General features: G+C 35.6%; 23 protein-coding genes. 2 read left to right on the top strand and 21 right to left on the bottom strand.

Features of this window, described 5'->3' with window-relative positions:
• Positions 1–410: 410 nt before the first annotated feature.
• From ACFSCX_RS20470 to ACFSCX_RS20455, 4 genes are all read right to left on the bottom strand, one after another.
• Positions 411–908 (bottom strand): SRPBCC family protein, encoded by a 498-nt coding sequence (locus ACFSCX_RS20470; RefSeq protein ID WP_377930114.1) that lies wholly within the window; start codon positions 906–908, stop codon positions 411–413.
• Positions 909–928: 20 nt separating this feature from the next.
• Entirely contained in the window at positions 929–1336 is a 408-nt protein-coding gene (locus ACFSCX_RS20465) for an ArsR/SmtB family transcription factor (protein ID WP_377930113.1), read from the bottom strand.
• Between the two features lie 92 nt (positions 1337–1428).
• Positions 1429–1887 (bottom strand): DinB family protein, encoded by a 459-nt coding sequence (locus ACFSCX_RS20460; RefSeq protein WP_377930112.1) that lies wholly within the window; start codon positions 1885–1887, stop codon positions 1429–1431.
• 40 nt (positions 1888–1927) lie between these two features.
• Positions 1928–2353 carry a hypothetical protein gene (locus tag ACFSCX_RS20455; protein WP_377930111.1) on the bottom strand — a complete coding sequence of 142 codons (426 nt, stop codon included), beginning with the start codon at positions 2351–2353 and terminating at the stop codon, positions 1928–1930.
• Positions 2354–2682: 329 nt separating this feature from the next.
• Between ACFSCX_RS20455 and ACFSCX_RS20450 the strand changes: the two genes are divergently transcribed.
• On the top strand, positions 2683–3387 hold the full coding sequence (locus tag ACFSCX_RS20450) for a CPBP family intramembrane glutamic endopeptidase (protein WP_377930110.1): 705 nt from the start codon (positions 2683–2685) through the stop codon (positions 3385–3387).
• Positions 3388–3401: 14 nt separating this feature from the next.
• Here ACFSCX_RS20450 and ACFSCX_RS20445 read toward each other — a convergent pair whose 3' ends face one another.
• The 6 genes from ACFSCX_RS20445 to ACFSCX_RS20420 all read right to left on the bottom strand — a co-directional run bounded on the left by ACFSCX_RS20445 (position 3402) and on the right by ACFSCX_RS20420 (position 7761).
• Complete coding sequence (locus ACFSCX_RS20445; RefSeq protein WP_377930109.1) at positions 3402–4115, bottom strand: MerR family transcriptional regulator; 714 nt, start codon at positions 4113–4115, stop codon at positions 3402–3404.
• 174 nt (positions 4116–4289) lie between these two features.
• A complete protein-coding gene (locus tag ACFSCX_RS20440; RefSeq protein ID WP_377930108.1) occupies positions 4290–4706 on the bottom strand; it encodes a VOC family protein in 417 nt (138 codons plus the stop codon).
• A 27-nt stretch (positions 4707–4733) separates the two neighbouring features.
• Positions 4734–5213: a GyrI-like domain-containing protein gene (locus ACFSCX_RS20435; RefSeq protein ID WP_377930107.1), complete on the bottom strand. Its 480-nt coding sequence runs from the start codon at positions 5211–5213 to the stop codon at positions 4734–4736.
• A gap of 12 nt (positions 5214–5225) precedes the next feature.
• Positions 5226–6236, bottom strand: a complete 1011-nt coding sequence (locus tag ACFSCX_RS20430; protein ID WP_377930106.1) for a hypothetical protein — start codon at positions 6234–6236, stop codon at positions 5226–5228.
• 14 nt (positions 6237–6250) lie between these two features.
• Entirely contained in the window at positions 6251–7012 is a 762-nt protein-coding gene (locus tag ACFSCX_RS20425; protein WP_377930105.1) for an RNA polymerase sigma factor, read from the bottom strand.
• Positions 7013–7113: 101 nt separating this feature from the next.
• On the bottom strand, positions 7114–7761 hold the full coding sequence (locus ACFSCX_RS20420) for an RNA polymerase sigma factor (RefSeq protein WP_377930103.1): 648 nt from the start codon (positions 7759–7761) through the stop codon (positions 7114–7116).
• A gap of 94 nt (positions 7762–7855) precedes the next feature.
• Between ACFSCX_RS20420 and ACFSCX_RS20415 the strand changes: the two genes are divergently transcribed.
• The gene (locus ACFSCX_RS20415; RefSeq protein ID WP_377930102.1) at positions 7856–8284 is read left to right on the top strand and encodes a VOC family protein; all 429 of its coding nucleotides are present in this window, start codon (positions 7856–7858) and stop codon (positions 8282–8284) included.
• Between the two features lie 44 nt (positions 8285–8328).
• On the opposite strand, the gene ACFSCX_RS20410 is transcribed toward ACFSCX_RS20415, so the two are convergent.
• The 11 genes from ACFSCX_RS20410 to ACFSCX_RS20360 form a co-directional block, all read right to left on the bottom strand.
• On the bottom strand, positions 8329–8703 hold the full coding sequence (locus ACFSCX_RS20410; protein WP_377930101.1) for a VOC family protein: 375 nt from the start codon (positions 8701–8703) through the stop codon (positions 8329–8331).
• A 13-nt stretch (positions 8704–8716) separates the two neighbouring features.
• Complete coding sequence (locus ACFSCX_RS20405; RefSeq protein ID WP_377930100.1) at positions 8717–9028, bottom strand: effector binding domain-containing protein; 312 nt, start codon at positions 9026–9028, stop codon at positions 8717–8719.
• Between the two features lie 96 nt (positions 9029–9124).
• Positions 9125–9904 carry a helix-turn-helix domain-containing protein gene (locus ACFSCX_RS20400; RefSeq protein WP_377930099.1) on the bottom strand — a complete coding sequence of 260 codons (780 nt, stop codon included), beginning with the start codon at positions 9902–9904 and terminating at the stop codon, positions 9125–9127.
• Between the two features lie 9 nt (positions 9905–9913).
• Complete coding sequence (locus ACFSCX_RS20395; protein ID WP_377930098.1) at positions 9914–10735, bottom strand: VOC family protein; 822 nt, start codon at positions 10733–10735, stop codon at positions 9914–9916.
• 22 nt (positions 10736–10757) lie between these two features.
• Complete coding sequence (locus ACFSCX_RS20390; RefSeq protein ID WP_377930097.1) at positions 10758–11213, bottom strand: GyrI-like domain-containing protein; 456 nt, start codon at positions 11211–11213, stop codon at positions 10758–10760.
• Between the two features lie 192 nt (positions 11214–11405).
• Positions 11406–11897 (bottom strand): GNAT family N-acetyltransferase, encoded by a 492-nt coding sequence (locus ACFSCX_RS20385; RefSeq protein ID WP_377930125.1) that lies wholly within the window; start codon positions 11895–11897, stop codon positions 11406–11408.
• Positions 11898–12161: 264 nt separating this feature from the next.
• The gene (locus ACFSCX_RS20380) at positions 12162–12701 is read right to left on the bottom strand and encodes an AAA family ATPase (RefSeq protein WP_377930096.1); all 540 of its coding nucleotides are present in this window, start codon (positions 12699–12701) and stop codon (positions 12162–12164) included.
• Between the two features lie 117 nt (positions 12702–12818).
• Positions 12819–13469, bottom strand: a complete 651-nt coding sequence (locus ACFSCX_RS20375; protein WP_377930095.1) for a Type 1 glutamine amidotransferase-like domain-containing protein — start codon at positions 13467–13469, stop codon at positions 12819–12821.
• Between the two features lie 149 nt (positions 13470–13618).
• Positions 13619–14164 carry a GNAT family N-acetyltransferase gene (locus ACFSCX_RS20370; RefSeq protein WP_377930094.1) on the bottom strand — a complete coding sequence of 182 codons (546 nt, stop codon included), beginning with the start codon at positions 14162–14164 and terminating at the stop codon, positions 13619–13621.
• Positions 14165–14762: 598 nt separating this feature from the next.
• Positions 14763–16187: an aspartate ammonia-lyase gene (gene aspA / locus ACFSCX_RS20365; protein ID WP_377930093.1), complete on the bottom strand. Its 1425-nt coding sequence runs from the start codon at positions 16185–16187 to the stop codon at positions 14763–14765.
• 475 nt (positions 16188–16662) lie between these two features.
• On the bottom strand, positions 16663–17094 hold the full coding sequence (locus tag ACFSCX_RS20360; protein ID WP_377930092.1) for a hypothetical protein: 432 nt from the start codon (positions 17092–17094) through the stop codon (positions 16663–16665).
• Positions 17095–17322: the final 228 nt, after the last annotated feature.

Here is a 17322-nt window from a genome sequence, read left to right as displayed (position 1 = left end):
AGCGAGGTTAGTGCGAATTTTCTTGTTTCACATCGTTGTTTCACGCGATTTATATATTTCCAATTTACAACCATATCAGTTTGTTACTTCAATAAAAATAAGTACTACATGGTATATGGGATGTAATTGAATACCTGTTTTTAACTAAGAAGATTTTTGTAAGATGTAGGATAAAGACAAGGGGAATTAATTAAGTGAACTCTGAGTATGTCCTTGAATTTATTGACATGAATGAGTTGAAACCAATAATAATTCGATAGCTGTTCCTTTACTTCATTATGTCTCTAACTTTACTCTAGGCTGCAGTCCGCCTCCATTAATAGTACAGCTGCCACCTAATAAAGTTTCATCAGTAAAAATGCTTTAGCTTCCGAAGGGAGGCTAAAGCATTTTTACTCATTATATTTCCACTAGCCTTTATAGCTAATCTGTCCTGTTTCTACTAATTCCTTAAGACCCATAAACATCAAATTCCAACCATGTTCAGATCCATCGTGATATTCACCAAGAGCTTTCTCGATATCAGCCTCTGTCCAAGTTTCCTCATGTGGAACAATAATGTCTTGTGTAAATGTCATTTCACAGCCCTGTTCAAGTTCTTTAAGCTGTACTGTGATCGTATCAACGGTATCACTAAACTGTGGCATCTTAAACGTTAACACTAACTTTTTCGGAGGATCAATCTCAAGGTACTCCCCGATTGCTCGATAATCTTTTCCGTCACGATGATCGACAATCTCCCAAGTACCTCCTACTTGAGGATCATTTTGGGCCACCTTATTTGTTCCTTCTAATGTGAAGAGCCATTTCTTCATCATCTTTGGATTTAACCATGCGTCAAAAACCTTTTCTCTTGAAACATTAAAAACCCTTGTCATGACTAATGTAGTTGTTGAATAGTTACTCATCCAAAAACTCCTTTCGCTAATTAATGTTCTTCTTTTTCCACTTTTAATAACTCATTCTCAAGAAGATCAAAACGATTACTCCAATATTTTTCATAAAAATGTAGCCATTGTGTCGCCAGTGATAATGATTCAGCATTTAAACGACAAATGTGAGTTCTTCCATTTATGTACCTATTTACTAATTTGGCTCGCTCTAACACCTTAATATGCTTTGATATTGCAGCCAAAGACATATCAAACGGTTCAGCTAGCTCAGAAACTGTCCTTTCCTTTAGAGCAATCATTTGAACTATTTCTCTTCTTGTTGAATCCGCTAAAGCATGAAAAATTTCATCTAAATGTTCTTTCTTTTGGTTAACCATGTAGTTAAATATAGCATATACAACACCTATACTCAACCACATGGTTAAATATAACACACGCAACATCATTATTCAACCAAACGGTTAAGTAATGTTCAAAAAAAAACTTAATACTATTCCAAATCTGTAAGTGATCCACCTATTACAAAGAATTACACTTAGCCAATCACACCGTCTTCTGGATTCCAGGAGCCTTGTAATTTCCTGATGTAGAGAATTTGACCAGCATGATAGGTTGTATGAATCGTTAAGTGAGCAATACTAGATGCCCATTGATTAAGTATCTTATCATCTGATTCTTGAACAACTATTTTCCACTCAAACATAATGTCATTAATTCGTTTAACAGCTTCGTTCCATGTTAATTTTTCATGATTATGAAACGTATTGTCTTCATCCTTCGGAGGGTTATCTAGATCTTTAAATCGATTTAAATAACGTTGATTATAGTATATTAAATGATTGATAATCTCGAAAATAGAATTTGTTGTTTCAGTTGGTTTCCATACTGCTTGTTCCTCGGTAAGTCCCTTAATGGAGTTTAGTAATGATACAAACCAAGTGTTTTCATTGTGACAAGCCTTTAGCTGTGCGACTAATACTTCCTTTGCCCTCATGATTTTTTACCTCCATACATTTACTGTTTTATAAATCATACTACCTCTCTAATAGTTTATAATCTTTCGTTTTTTCTAGTACTATATTTTTCTCGTTTGAAAATCTTTCAAGTTCTTCAAAAATACTAGCGGGTCTAAAATGAACAATTTTCACATGTACTCCTTTGTTCACCTTTATTACTGCGCCCTTTGTCCACCATCCCATTCTCTTTAATTGTATTTTTCTAATTTGATTAGGATAAAAACACCTTGTAATAATAGGTGTATTTCCTAGTAGGGTTTGATAAATCAAACAGTCTGTTTTGATTAGTAATCTAATTTTTATTATGGACTTTATGAGTATGAAACTGGCTAAAACAATGTAGATCACTTTGTTTAATAGCTTTTCACTAAGAAGCATTTGAAAAAAACAATGTATAATAAGAATCCATAAAAAACCATTCTTCATTTTAGCCATGAATACCATATTATGGCTCCCCTCAAATTCATGTAAATTCAAATAAAGTGAAACTTCAATCAGTGGGGGGTTTCCTCATCCCCACTGATTGTTAGCCCCGGCCCACACTGTGGGTCACACAGACGTTGCCACAGGAGGTGGCGACTTTAGTCTGTGTTCCTATACAGGGTTCTTACTGGCGCTTATCCCCCACTTAAACTTCTCGATTCATCTAAAGTTTTGAAGTGGGGGTCTTAGCGCCAGTTGGAACGGGATAAAACTAGACGAATATAAAAATACATCTTGCAGGTTACGTAACGTCACCCAGTAAACTAATTTTTAAGAAGGGGGTCATCATTATGAATAAAGTAGATGTTTTTTTTAACGAGTCACCTTGGACATGGAAAGAACTGTTTCAGCTTCTCTTTATTGTATTAGTGTTAGTACCATTTTTTGTTGAATATCATCTTAAAAATTATATGACTATTCTATTTAAAAATGAATTATATTCTGGAACACTAACCGGATTTATTATGTCCATTATCTTTATGATTAGCCTGTACTTAGTAGCGTTAAAGCCTAAAGGGCTTCGTTGGAATGAAGTGGGAATAAGGCGTTTCCCGGTTCGTTACTATGGACCGATAGCTGGGTGGACGATCGTGGTAATAGTCGTAAGTATTGGGCTGTTCGTATTGTTAGATTTACTAGTTGGCATTGGAACAGAGAACGCAAAAACAGAGAGTTTAAAAAACCAATTGACAACACTCAATTTCACCATAGGGTTCATATCAGCAGCTCTTATCTCTCCTATATATGAAGAAATATTTTATCGCGGATTTCTTTATAGATTTTTAAGAGGCAAATATGGTGTAACCGTAAGTATATTCATTAGTTCATTTATTTTCATGGTCGTTCATATACCCACTTATAACACGCTACCCGTAAATTTTGTAACCGGAGTAGTTTTTGCCTGGACCTATGAACGATCAGGTTCTGTTATTCCAGGGATCATTATCCATGGTATTTTTAACGGGATTGCCATTATTCTTACTGCCCTTGGGTAAAAAAGGGTAGTAAGCTATTCATACGCTTTCTCAATAAATTCTATTATTTCCGGATTGATTGGATATAAATTTAGAGTGCTTGATGATTCCTCTGACCTTCTAATTTCCCAGAACTTATCCATGAGCTCTTTATCTCCCTGAAACGTCTCCTCTGAAAGAATGTCCATATCCTCTATAATTAACTTTGCCTGTTTTGACCTTGGAGAAATACCTTCCTCAATACAGAGTTCAATTCGTTTAATGAGATTAATCCATTTTCTTGTAGCTACGTTACTTTCCTCAACCTTCGGAAGGTTCTTCTGTAAGATATCCTGTTCTTCAATAGAAAAATACTTACCCCAATTCTGTTTTTCTTGTAAAGGAACGATTAGAGTTATAATATCTGCTAAATCAAGAGTACCTTCTAATTTCATTATATTTAACAGTGAATTGGTGTACCCAATTGCCTTATTAATAGACTTTAGCTGTTGTTCTAAATATGCCTTGTGCCCAGTTAAAATATTTTCAGTAGATTGTTCGGCTACAATTTGTCCAATTTCCTCAAGAGGTAGTGAAAGAGATTTTAATAGTAAGACCTTTTCAAGCTTCAAACAATCCTCCTTTGAGTAGAATCTTTTCCCTCCTCCCCCTATTTTTGATGGTTGAACAAGTCCAATCTGATTGTAGTATCGAATGGTTCTAACTGAAATATTAAGGCGTTTGGATAATTCCCCTGTTGAAACATACATTTTTTAGTAAACTCCTATCATTAACTATTTTATGGAAAATCCCGCTGTACTCATAGTTGTTCTACACATAAAATTGATCTCCTCTAAAATAGGTTAATTTTTCCACCAACTAGGAAGAGATACAAAAAAACGCTAATCCTTATTGGATTAACGCAGCATCATTCAATACCTTCATCATAATATATGATATTTTTCTTTGAAGGTTGGACTTAGTTCACTCCATACATCAAATAGATTACCCTCTAAATCATAAAAGACGAAGTTTCTACCTGAATGTCCTCTGTTTTCAATATCTCCAACCTTTATATTCTTTTGCATAAAATCTCGGTGCATGTTCTCAAGAGCTTGTAAACCATTCACTTCAAACGTTAAAGAAAAATGCTCCCTGCCATTAAAGTCAATAAAGTTTGATGTTTGTTTGCCATTTGTCTTCACAAGGAAAATACTTTGTTCTGCAAGATTTAAAATGGCTTTGTCTTGATCCTTGTAGCTTAACTCCGCATCAAGCTTCGTTACGTACCAATCTGATGACTTTTCTACATCTGCTACCGGTATATAAGTTGTTCCTACTCTATAAAGCTTCTCTCTCATTTTCTCAATCCCTCACATTTTCTTTTTCTATGATTCAATCGTATCCAATAATTCTACATCTAGTTCATTCGGATTCTTCCACGAAGTAAAAACTTCAACATGCCATTTGTCCATCATTCTTTTGTATCCATTTTCTTTCATCCATCTATGCAATTCCTCATAAGCAGAAAAGATTTGCTTATTTGATCCGGTATACCTTGAAGCCGCATATGTCTGGGACGGAATTGTCAGAGTTACCATACCTTCGGGGACATTTTCAAATTCCTTCACTTCCGTACAAACCCAGTACCCATCATCTTCTTGATGTGAAGTTTCCACTATGAAGGCACCATACTGAATCTCCCTATTTATTACGTGTTTAATTTCATTTATCCGGTCTTCTAAATGTTTCGTCGCCTTTGGGATTTCAGTTGCATATTGATCTCCAGGACAGAACACTCGAAACCCTACCAATTTTAATTCTTCCAGCTTTTTAACTGTAACATCTTGAATCAAATTAACTGTCATCATTTTTCCCCCTTAATGAATCCACTTTTCAGCATAGTAGTTTTTCATAAACTCACTTAATGTTTCTAAACATTTTATCCCTTCTATCTCTGCTGCTTTTGCTTTCTTTAACAGATTAATGGCTTTACTAGCTTCCAGTTCATTTGATGGATCCCCTCCATGAGGGAAAGGAAACATCTCTCGAAGCTCAACGAGAGCTTCTGCCACTTTTTCATAGTGTTTTTCTGCATCTGCTGCAAACTTCCTTACACCTCTCTCCACCACATTCGTTCCATTCCATTTAATGGTGAGATCATGTAAGAACTTCACGGCAAATTCCCTTGCATCTGATACGACTAGGGCGTTATAAGAATTCCCGTGCGGGTCCGCACATCCCTTTTCTAGCACTTTGATCCATGTATCATATGCTTCTAATCCGATTACATATTGATTTTTAAAAACATGCTGCCATTCCCGTCCATGTGCATGATCTAATATCGTGTCTAGTGCCATTCGAAGCATCTCATATTTTGAGTGGGGTAGACTCTCACTAATCGTTGTCGTATAGAGGACACCCGTGACATCAGCGAATTGTTCATACGTAATCTCCCCGTCTTTTGAACTGTCTTTACCGTAAAACACTTGTTTGTCATCATCATAACCGTAGATTAACCCGAATTCGGGGATGAACAAATCAAATACAATGGCTGGTATCCCTTTATCGACCGATTCAGATATCAGTTCAATCGTCTGTGCTAACTTTTCAGGTTTCACCGGTGCCTCTGAATCCGCTAAGTTACTCGTAAATCCTAGATTACTCAAGTTTTTTCTAATAATATATCCCCCCGGCAATGAAGTAGGCCCTGCTACGTTCACCTCAACTGGATCAATATTTATACGGAATGCGTGTCCGGTTAAACCCATAACATCAATTAGATTTAAATCCTTTTTGTCAGTGTATTGAACTGCCCCATGGATCGCTGCCGCAGCGGAGGTCTTTGTTTTTAACCAGCAATCAGGTCTATCCTTCTTTTTTCGTTCCAACTTTTGATTCCCCTTTATATTTCTGGCTTGATTAAGATTCTTCGTTTTACCGCACCGCGGTCAGTTTTTCTCTGTACATAGTGGTGAATGCAAATACGGATTCTCTCTTTTTGTACTTTTACTCTTGAACGGGAAATAGTCGTATAAACATTTGCTTTTGTCGTATTGAACAACTCAGCAATCTCATCTGGTGATAAATCCTCAAAAAAGTAAGCTTCAAAGAACTCTTTCTCCCGTTTACTTAAACATTGTAACAACGAGCATATCCCTTCAATCACACTTAAACGCATCATATGCTCTTCGGGATCCCCATCGATGGTTCGCTCGGAAGCCCTTCGTGAGATATATGAAAGAATTTGGTCGATGTCCGCCCAATCCATTGATGATAGCGATGAGCGAGCACTTCCACTTTCAAGTTGAAGGGACGTGAACGTGCTCTCGAGTTTATGGTCGGCTCTTCTTACTTTCATATAAGCTTGATTACGTACAATCTGTTTGAGCCAAGGAGTGAACTTGTTTATATCCAAAAGTGTTCCTAGCTTTAAAAATGCGCGAAACAGGGCTTCTTGAACAATATCTTCTGCTAAATATGTATCCTTTGTAACGGAATACGCCCATCCCTGTGCCTTTGCTCGATGTAATCTTACTAATTCATTGAACGCTTCTTGATTTCCCTTCCTTGCTTGTTCGACTAATAATGATTTCTTCACTGCCATTCTGTCAGTTAGTACATCTTGAATCTGCGTGATAATTGAATATTCATCCCCTTCTTTCAAAATTCATCCTTTTTGACACCTCCTTAAATAGAGATGCATGAGGAACAAAAAATCTAACAAAAAACACAAAAAGGTATAAAAAAATATTTTTTTATCTTTGTTTATGAAACAAGTTGAAGGATATTTCCATCGGGATCGCTTATATAAATTGCATGTGCTCCTCCCTCTCTTTTACTAAATACGTTATAGTTTTCCGTTTCTAATAATCGATAATAATAAAAGATTTTATAAGGCTGGTAGCTTTTTACGGCTAATGAGAATTCTTTGATTAAGGTGTAATTTGTTTGTTGCTTTTTCGGTGGCCTAGTTGAATTCTCTCTTAATATCGCTCTCGCTCGATGTAGGGAAGTTTTAATAGATTCATTGCTAACCCTAAGCATCTCTGCCATTTCTTCAGACGTATATTGGAATACATCTTTAAGTGTAATGAGCATTGCTTGACGAAGTGGAAGTGTACTATATAAGATTTCTAGTAAACTATCCCATTCAATAAAATCTGTGCTCCTTTCATATAACTCGTGCGGTTCGGTTAGAATTTCTGATTTTTTCCGCCTATCATCAATAAATAGATTCCTAGCCACCGTATATAAAAAAGTGATGCTAATTTCTCGTTCTGGTTCTTTTTGTTTGAGTTTAATAAATCGAATAAGTGTTTCTTGAACTATATCCTCAGCTAGCCACTGTGAACCTGTTATGGATAGACAGTACTTATATAATTTTAAAGTAATTTCTTTTATTTGTAATTCCATTTGACCTCCTAAAAAATATATTAGAAAATTATGTAACTTTTATTTTATTATAATCGTTTGTATAGGAACAAATAAAAAGGAGAGTGAAATTTTTATGTTTAAAGTAGGTAGCATTTTTATTCCTGTAACTGATTTAGCTCGTTCAAAAAAATGGTATGAGTTGAATCTAGGAGCAATTAAAGTTGATGAGTGGCAAGAAGATGGCATGGATCACGGTGTTGGTTATGTTTTTAAAGGGGACTCTACCGGTCTTGCTTTAATAAAGGTTGATAAAGTTCAACCAACAGAATTTGCAATTAAAGGTAAGCGCAAGAACGTGTATTATAATTTTGTTGTAGATGACATCGAACCCGCTTACAATCAACTAAAACAAAATGGTGTAGAAACATCTGATATACATGACTATGGACTAATGAAGGGCTTTGACTTTTATGATCCAGATGGGAATGCTTTTAGTGTTGTAAGTGAAGAGAAGGATTCACCTTATCATCAAGATAATATAAAGAAAGCAATACAGAAGTAAAATAAAAAAAGTGGTAGCTTCTTAAATGGCTACCACTTTTATTTTTACCAATGAGCTTGAAGCTTGTTACCACTAGGATCATAAAAGTGAAAGTAAGAATGACCGTTGTCTTCTTTTATATCCTCAACTATCACATTATGTTTTTTAAGGTGTTGATGAAATTCAGTTAAGTTTGAACTGGTAAAGCCAATACTAAATTCCGGTTCACCCTTTATGGTAAAGTGAGCATATGTATCATCATCGGTTGGAACTAAAATTAGTAAGAATGGTCCTTCATTCATTTTTATGATAGCATATGGATCTTCTGTAATGGTTAATAAATGAAAACCTAGCAAATCTGTATACCACTCTGCGGATTTGTGTAAGTCTTTAACCGGAATTCTAATATAATGAACTTGGTCAATAAAAGATGTACTCATGAATCAACACTCCTTATTTTATGGGGTATAATAGATCAAAATCAAACGCCGTAATCTCATCAGCTGGAATATCAAATGGGTTAAAGGATGTCAGACGATTTGGTTCAATAGTAAATCCTTCGTCAATTTGATAACCTTCTTGCTTTATCCAATTATTCAAGTAAGTATATCGGTCATCCAATTGTTCTTTACTAAAGCATCGGCATTCAAGCTTAGCATACAGCCTCTTAGGAATGGTTATAATTTGACATTCATCATGTTTAAAACTTGTATTATTCACCTCTACCCCAACCCATAATTCAATAGAACCATCGTCCTTTCTCATGTATTATTTTCCTATTAGCTGATAGGAAAAGGATTGAACTTTTTTCAGGTTCAATCCTAGAAATAAAGCATATGATTATTTTTATTATGCGTCGTTTTAGTTTTTTCCATGTTGAAGTAATGGTATTAGATATTTAAATGTACAATCCGTAACGGATTCAAATCTCTCTAATTTATAGCCTTTTGTGACAAATCCAAATTTTTGCAACATATGAATAAACTGAAAGCACGCAAACTGATCTGTAACATTGCATTCCATCGTAGCGAATAATGTAGGTTCTAACTCTTCGGTGTACACTTCGTGATGGTCTCTTTTAGTAAAGTGTGTTTCATTCTGCAAGATGAAGCCAATCTCCCCTACCATTGTGTTACCTTTTGATTCAAGCGTCCGAATGTATATCTCCGGCCGGACGTTCACCCCTAGCATTTTGACCTGTTCAGCATCAGCTATCATAACATCTTGAAAAGGATGAATTCTCCTTTGAACAATATGCTTAAACCAAATAAAGGTTGTTCTTTCTTCCCACTTCATAAGATGGACATGATTTTCTCTAGAACGAATCCCGCCTAGGTACTGTTTTGCTACTTGAATAGACGTGAGTTTCGCTTCTACTTCTTTTTTCCACTTCGAAATGAGCTGATTCTTCTCCTCCTCTGAAGAGTCTAAAAATAGCTTAATATCTTCTATACTTACGTCCGCTTGCCGAAGTGAATGGATAATGAGCGCTGAAGAAATTTGATTATCCGTATATACACGATACCCATTATCTAATCGATGCGAGGGCTTCAACAGGTTCTTTTTATCATAAAATCTCAATGTACTAGCAGCTAACCCCGTACGTACCGAGAATTCATTTATAGTCATTGGCATCGACATGCATTAAACCTAGCGTAGAGGATATGACCATACATTGATTTGATTTCCGTCAGGGTCGTAAAAGTGAAAACCAGCCCAACCAGTTTGAGGGTTCCCCGCTATCTCGGACAATTCCATTCCTTTCGATTGTAGCTCCTCATATGTATTTGAAAAGTACTCGGGACGAACATCAAAATAGGTACGCACAGATGGAGAGCTTTTTTTGTACTCAATCAATGGAATTTCTTCCAATAATATAGAATCATAGCCTTTCTGCTTTAATTCATTCCAATCATAAGCATCTTCCACGTTCATATGGGCAAACTGTTGACCTCTTTCTACTAATGAAAATCCTACATGTTCTTGATACCACTTTATGGATCTGTCCAGATTCGTAACGCCTATCCTCATGCAGATCTGATCACTAAAGCCGGTCAATCTTACCCCTGTGAACGCTCCATCTTGACTAGGATTATACACCGCTGTAACTCTAGCATTTTCAAAGGCAAGGATATCGAAGCTTTTTTGGCCTGTTGGTAGATTTCCCATTTCTGAGACTTGGATACCTTCCTTCTCAAAATAAGCGAGAGTTTCTTCTAAATCTATTGTTTCAAAGCATAATCTAGCATATCCTTCTTCATTATTCCTAACTTTGAAATGGTCAAAGTCTGATTCAAAAGACTTTAAGGTAACAACACCTAACCTCGGCATCTTTAAAAATGCCTTTTTCCCCACTGGAGTGATAACTTTATCCAAGCATGACCATCCAAAATGAGTCGTATACCAATCGACCCCTTCATCAAAATGATCCCAAGACACCATAATAAATCCGCCATCCCATCTGAATGTCATATTCTAACTACTCCCTTCATAATTAACATGCACGTTTAATAGGAATGTGTACTTCGACTTCTTCAGTACCATTTTCTACTGGGAAATACACCTCAACCATATAATGATCAGGACTTTCATGCTGATAGCCTTGGTTAGCAATCCAGTTATCTAAATCTGTATACAGCTTGCCCATTTCTGATACTTGCCCTCTGATCATTGCAAACTCATGACGAATACACAAATATTCCATACCCTCAGGCACTGAATCAGCTTCCTCATTTACTAATAATCCTACATAGAATATTCCGTCTGCTTGTCCTTTTTCTTTAGGCGGTTCATAGATTGATACTTCAACTCCACTATGGTTTGGCAGATTAGTAGCCATGCTTAAGAATATCTGTGCTGCTTTAGGTACTAACTCTCCAAAATCCTTATACAATCCTTTATTTTTCATTCCTATAACCTTGAATTCTTTCGAGACTACTTGGCACCTCATAAACATTTCCTCCTCATTATACAAAATATTCGGTAAGTTTTACCAATTTAATACTAAACGTTGAAGTAGGTTTAAGGTCAAGTACCCTAGTAAAAATTTTTTACAAGTTTAAAAAGCAATCATAAATGAATGAAAATCATATGAAGTAAAAATGCGTCTCTACTTTTGTAGAAACGCATAAGAAAATGTTTTTTATAAAAATAACACCATAAGATCCTCGTCAAAATATTGTTTGTTAAACTTTAGTGCCTTCCTTTCAACACCATACACTTCAAATCCTACTGACTTATACAGCTTTTTGGCAGGTTGATTATCTGATACAACTGTTAAATTTACTTGTTCTAGACCATCATAGCTTCTTACTTTTTTGATTAATTCAAGAATGAGTGCTTTCCCAACTCTCTTGCCTCGTACCTCAGGGGACACATACATTCCAAAAATATTACCTTTATGAGCCATTTTCATACCACTCTCGCGAATGAAGGTGACAATGCCAACGAGTAAATCGTGTTCATTAAAAGCACCTAATACAAATTTCTCATTTGTTGGTTTAATACGTTCTACAATGGTTTCATGTGCGAAATTCACTTCTCTCTCATACGTGGATCCAAATGCTTCCGGACTATTTTGCAATGCATCTAATCGTAACTTTTGGTAGACCCTTGCATCGGATTCTTCTAAAATTCGAATGTTCGTATCAATCCCTCATTTCTAATTTAATCCTCAACAATCAAGATATTATTTAGATTGTTAGGCTGTAGTTTCCAAGTTTATGATATAAATAAATATGTTTGTAATCAATAGTACACCTTATTCGTCAAATTAGTATGGATGTGTTCTATTACGAAATAAATAAGAAAAGCTTTCAATGAGATATGTATAATGCCTTCTTTTGCAACCCCTTTTGTTTAACTAGAGATCTATCCAACCGAATTTGTTTTTCCATTTTTAGGTCAACTTAAATCTATTATTAGTAATTATTTGTTCAATAACATAGTCAACATTTTCAATATTTACGTTACTTGTGTCAAAGAAATGTTGTTCTTCTATTTTTGATTCAATAAACTCATTCATTAAAATTATACTTCTTTCACCCATTCTCTCCTCTGGAATTCTCGAATTATCTCGTTTGACCAAGGTTTCCTTATTAGTCCATAAAACTACATATCTGACTTCTACATTTGGGTCTTTTATATTGGTACAAAGCCATTGTGCTTCTTTGGGAAATGTAACATAATCTATCACGACATTATTACCATAAGTAAGGAAATTTCTTGTAAGACATAATATATTATTCCAAATTAAAGAGACTTCTTCTTCACTTTCCCAGGGTTTTTTTCGTCCATTAATGTGCATATGGCTTATGTAGTCGCCAGATATAAACGCACTAGGGTTCAACTTAGTGACGAGCTTTTTAGAAGTCGTCGATTTTCCAACTCCAGCTGGTCCAGACAAAATATAAACCTTATTAGTCACATCGTTTCTCATCCGTAAAACCTCCAATGCGTAAAATTAAAAATCATTTCTTTCTATAATCAGATTGGAAAAAATCTTCTTTATCCACTGCACCAAATGAACAAAAAACATCAGCCCAATTGATTACACCTACTTCAATTTTTGATCATGAATCACTACTATGTCACCTATCATTTGGATGGTATCACCCTCTACAATAATTCCATCTCCATCATTCCCAGCATAAACTGTGGTTCTAGTAGATTGTGAGTAATCAGTAACCTTTCTTATAAAATCGTCATCCCAACGATTGTAATGGGGTAAAAATTCGAAACCCACAAAGTTTAATGTGTCTAATTTCTCATCTATAGAAGCTCCTATAAACAACTGAAATACGTTCGCGGACTTTCCGAGTTGAACCGCACCACCACTAACACCTGCAATGATTCCGCCTTGATTATAGTAATCCCATAGAACTTTATCCATTTCGCAATTTTTAATTGCTTTTCTAAAATCTATCGGGTTTCCTGCGGAAAGATGGATAATATCACAACTAAGTAATTCATTAATCTTCAATGGATTGTATTCACTATATAGATCAAAAAAAATAAAGTTCTGTATTCCGTACTCACGATAATATTCCACTTTTTTATCGAAATACTTCCTTTCTTTGTCCTCTGTAGAAGGAATATAGCCAATCTTACAATTTACTGGCTGCATCCCATCAAACAGTAATTCATCCATTCTTCGATTACCAGGAGATTCAACGACTTGATCACTATAAAAGAACAATTTCCCCATTTAAAGGAGCACACCTCCATTTAGCAAATTTCATCTTACTTAACACATACTGTGAAAAGTACAACAGCCAAAGTAGCAAATCCCTTCAATTCATATCAAAACGCTAAATTTCCGTTTATTGATAAAGAAAAAGTTACTTCTTAGCCTACCTAATTCGCATAATGACAAGAATTATGTAACAAGCCATAGTATTCTACATCTTCAAAGTTTCCCCACTTTAAATCGTGCTTAGGAAACGTACCTTCATGGTTAAAGCCATTTTTAATGAGAACTTTACTTGATGCAATATTTTTCTTCATAACCGTTGCCCATATTCTATTTAAACCAATTCGATCAAAACCAAATTCTATTACCTTACTAACGGCTTCGGTTGCATAGCCCTTTCCCCAAAAAGGAACCCCAAACCAATAAGCTATTTCTGCTCTTTTGTGACTATTTTCAAGACGGAGAGTGACTGTTCCAATTAATTTTCTTTCCTTTTTTTCTTCAACAGCAAAAATATAGCTTTCCTTTTGATCCGCCCTCTTTTTATGATTCATAATCCAGTTTATTGCACTTCCAGTTGGATATGGATGCGGAATAGTAAGAGTAGTTTCTGCCACTCTTTTATCTCCAGCTAATTCTTCAACAAAAGGGGCATCTGCTGGATTGAATGCTCTTAACAAAACTCTATCCGTTTCAATGATTGGAATCATATTTACTTCCTCCTAAATACTAACTTTTATTATCTATTAAAGAAAAAAATCCCACCCTCAAGAACCTAGTCTTGAGGGCGAGATAAAGGATCGCGGTACCACCTCAGTTTATTAATATGTCACCATATCAATCTTATCAGGTACTGAAGGAGTCTTAATAACACCTTGTTTTTATACCTTAGCTCGTTAACGGGAGCACACGTCACATTACCCTCCTTTAGATTCCAATGTGATGCTCAGAGACTTCATTCCTTTTCAGCTAACGGAGCTCTCTGTAAAGAACATAACTTTATCTTCTCTTTCTCTTCATTACAGGTTTAGATAATTTATTTTTCAAAAATAATATCATAGTACTAGTTGGATGTAAATGTAAAAAACTTTAAAGGAAAGTGTTTGAAATGAATGGTGAGTCTAAAATTTATCATCAATTATCCCTATCACCAGAAAGATCTTGCTAGCACCAAGTTCTCGGACGAAGGCGATTCTTCTTTACGTAATGGAAGTTATAACTATTAGCAAAAAAGACTACAACGTTTTCAACGCTGTAGTCCCTTACTTAATGAAAAGAATGAATGCTATATTTCTTGTCTAAAATCAACTATTTTTTATCCAATAATGCCGCTCCAGCAATTCCAGGATGGGTCATTTCAAATGGATCCAATATTAAATCAAGCTCTTCCTCAGTTAAGACATCATATTTCAAACATAGTTCACGTATAGGATGACCTGTTAGGATTGCCTCTCTTGCGATTCTAGATACAGTTTCATAACCAAGGTGAGGGTTAACAGCCGTAATGATTCCTACGCTTCTTTCAACATCTTGTTTAAGCTTTTCTGTATTTGCTTCAATTCCAGCAAGACAGTTTTCAGTAAATACTCGGAAGGCATTGTTCATAATACTAATTGACTGTATCAGGTTAAATACAAGGACAGGTTCCATCACATTTAATTCAAGCTGTCCTGCTTCTGACGCGAGACAAATGGTATGATCGTTTCCTATAACTTGAAATGCAACTTGATTAATAAGTTCAGCCATGACTGGATTTACTTTACCAGGCATAATAGATGAACCAGGTTGACGTGCTGGCAGCGTTATCTCATTAAAACCTACACGAGGTCCTGACGCCATTAGTCTTAAATCGTTGGCGATTTTAGACATGTTCATCATACAAACCTTTAAAGCTGCAGAAACCTCTGTATAGGCATCTGTATTCTGAGTTGCATCAACAAGATGATCCGCGTTTACTAACGGAAGATTACTAATTTCAGCTAAATGCTGAACCACAATCTTGATATACTTGGGATCTGCATTTAACCCAGTACCAACAGCGGTCGCCCCCATATTCACTTCATATAAATGTTGTTTTGAATTCTGCACCCTACGAATGTCCCGCTCCACTACTCTGGAGTATGCCTCGAATTCCTGTCCAAGACGAATCGGAACAGCATCTTGCAAATGCGTACGCCCCATTTTAATGACATTATCAAATTCTCTTGCTTTTTGTTTAAATACTGCATGCATGCTTTCCATCGTTAAGAGTAGTTTTTCTAACATCACCAACGTAGAAATATGAATCGCTGTAGGAAATGAATCGTTTGTAGATTGTGCCATGTTTACATGTGTATTAGGACTAAGTTGAAAGTAATCACCTTTTTCCTTACCAAGTAGTTCTAATGCTCGATTGGCAATGACTTCATTCGTATTCATATTGATTGAAGTACCTGCCCCGCCTTGAATGGGGTCTACAATAAACTGATCATGCCATTTTCCTTCAATGATTTCATCAGCAGCTTTTACAATCACTTCCCCTAACCCCGGATAAAGTCTACCTATGTCCATATTTGCGAGGGCAGCTGCCTTCTTTACCATGGCCATCGCCTTTATTAATTCTTCATGAATTCGATACCCTGTAATAGGAAAGTTTTCTACTGCACGTAATGTTTGAATCCCGTAATATGCATCAATCGGCACTTCCTTCGTACCGATAAAGTCTTTTTCCAATCGAACTTTAACATCTATCATATTTAATATCCCCCAAAATGAATTGTTCACGTAACATGAACAAACTTTTCTTCATACTCTACCATTATAGGACTTCCATTCTATTAATGGGAGAATTAGTTGATAAATCAAACAATTTCTATCAAATTTGAATTTTCATTTAATTCCGAGATATCGTCGTTATTTCTCCTAAAAACCATTTATTCTATAAAGCTTCTAAGCTGCACTGCGAAAATATTCTCTTTATATTCAGCTATATTTGTTACGGAACGCTTCAGAATGGGTATTGCTCAAACGAGGTGTGTGAGTCGGTATTAACAAAGAGATACATTCTTATCCATTAAAGCATAGCTATCTGCACACTTTTAAATAGAGTTTACTTGGACACATTCTCTCAAGAACTCTATTAGTCCTTTTATTAAATGTTGACAAGCTATTAACTCGTTTACTCTTAAGTGTAATAAATCAAATGTACATTACATAGACCTTTAATGCACTATTTGACTACAATAACAAAAGCGTAGGACGAGTCAGCATTTAAATCATCATAGTTCCATCTTGCATTTATTTCATAATAGTACACTCCTTGTTCAGAAGGTACTGTCAATGACTGGTTATACAATTCTTCTTCGCCTATTTTCATTCGAGTTATTTGAATATTACTCGGTTTTGGTTCGTAATTAAAAGTAATGTTAATACCAGCATTTTTTGCAACTACTTTTGGTTCTTTTCTTTCAACACTCTCTGGAATACCAGGAGCATCAGCACACTCAAACCAACAATACCCTCCCCTTACAACAGGAATTTTAACCGACTCTATTGCAACAACAGGAATTGGTGGTTTAGTTCCTTCTAAGTTGTTCCCTGAACAACTTGCAGTAATTAGAAGTATACTTATCATTAAAAATAAGAGCATAATCTTATTCATTAAACCCAATCCCCCACCAATATGCCCTAATAATAAATCGTTCCTCAACTATCCTGCCAGTTAATTCAACATGTACAGGCTCTAATCCTCCTGGACCAGCGCCTGACATTATCTCTGGAGCCCCCAATAGTCACCTAAAAAGTGCAAAAATCAACGCATTACCACAGACAAATGAAAATGTTGTACTCGAACCTGCACTACTGATTCTACTTTAAGGTTCAAATACTA

This window comes from Bacillus salitolerans, from assembly GCF_042680805.1.
In the GTDB taxonomy this organism is placed as follows: Bacteria; Bacillota; Bacilli; order Bacillales; family SA4; genus Bacillus_CJ; species Bacillus_CJ salitolerans.
The sequence above is the reverse complement of the archived record's forward strand: the minus strand, read 5'-3'. Positions and strand labels throughout refer to the sequence as shown.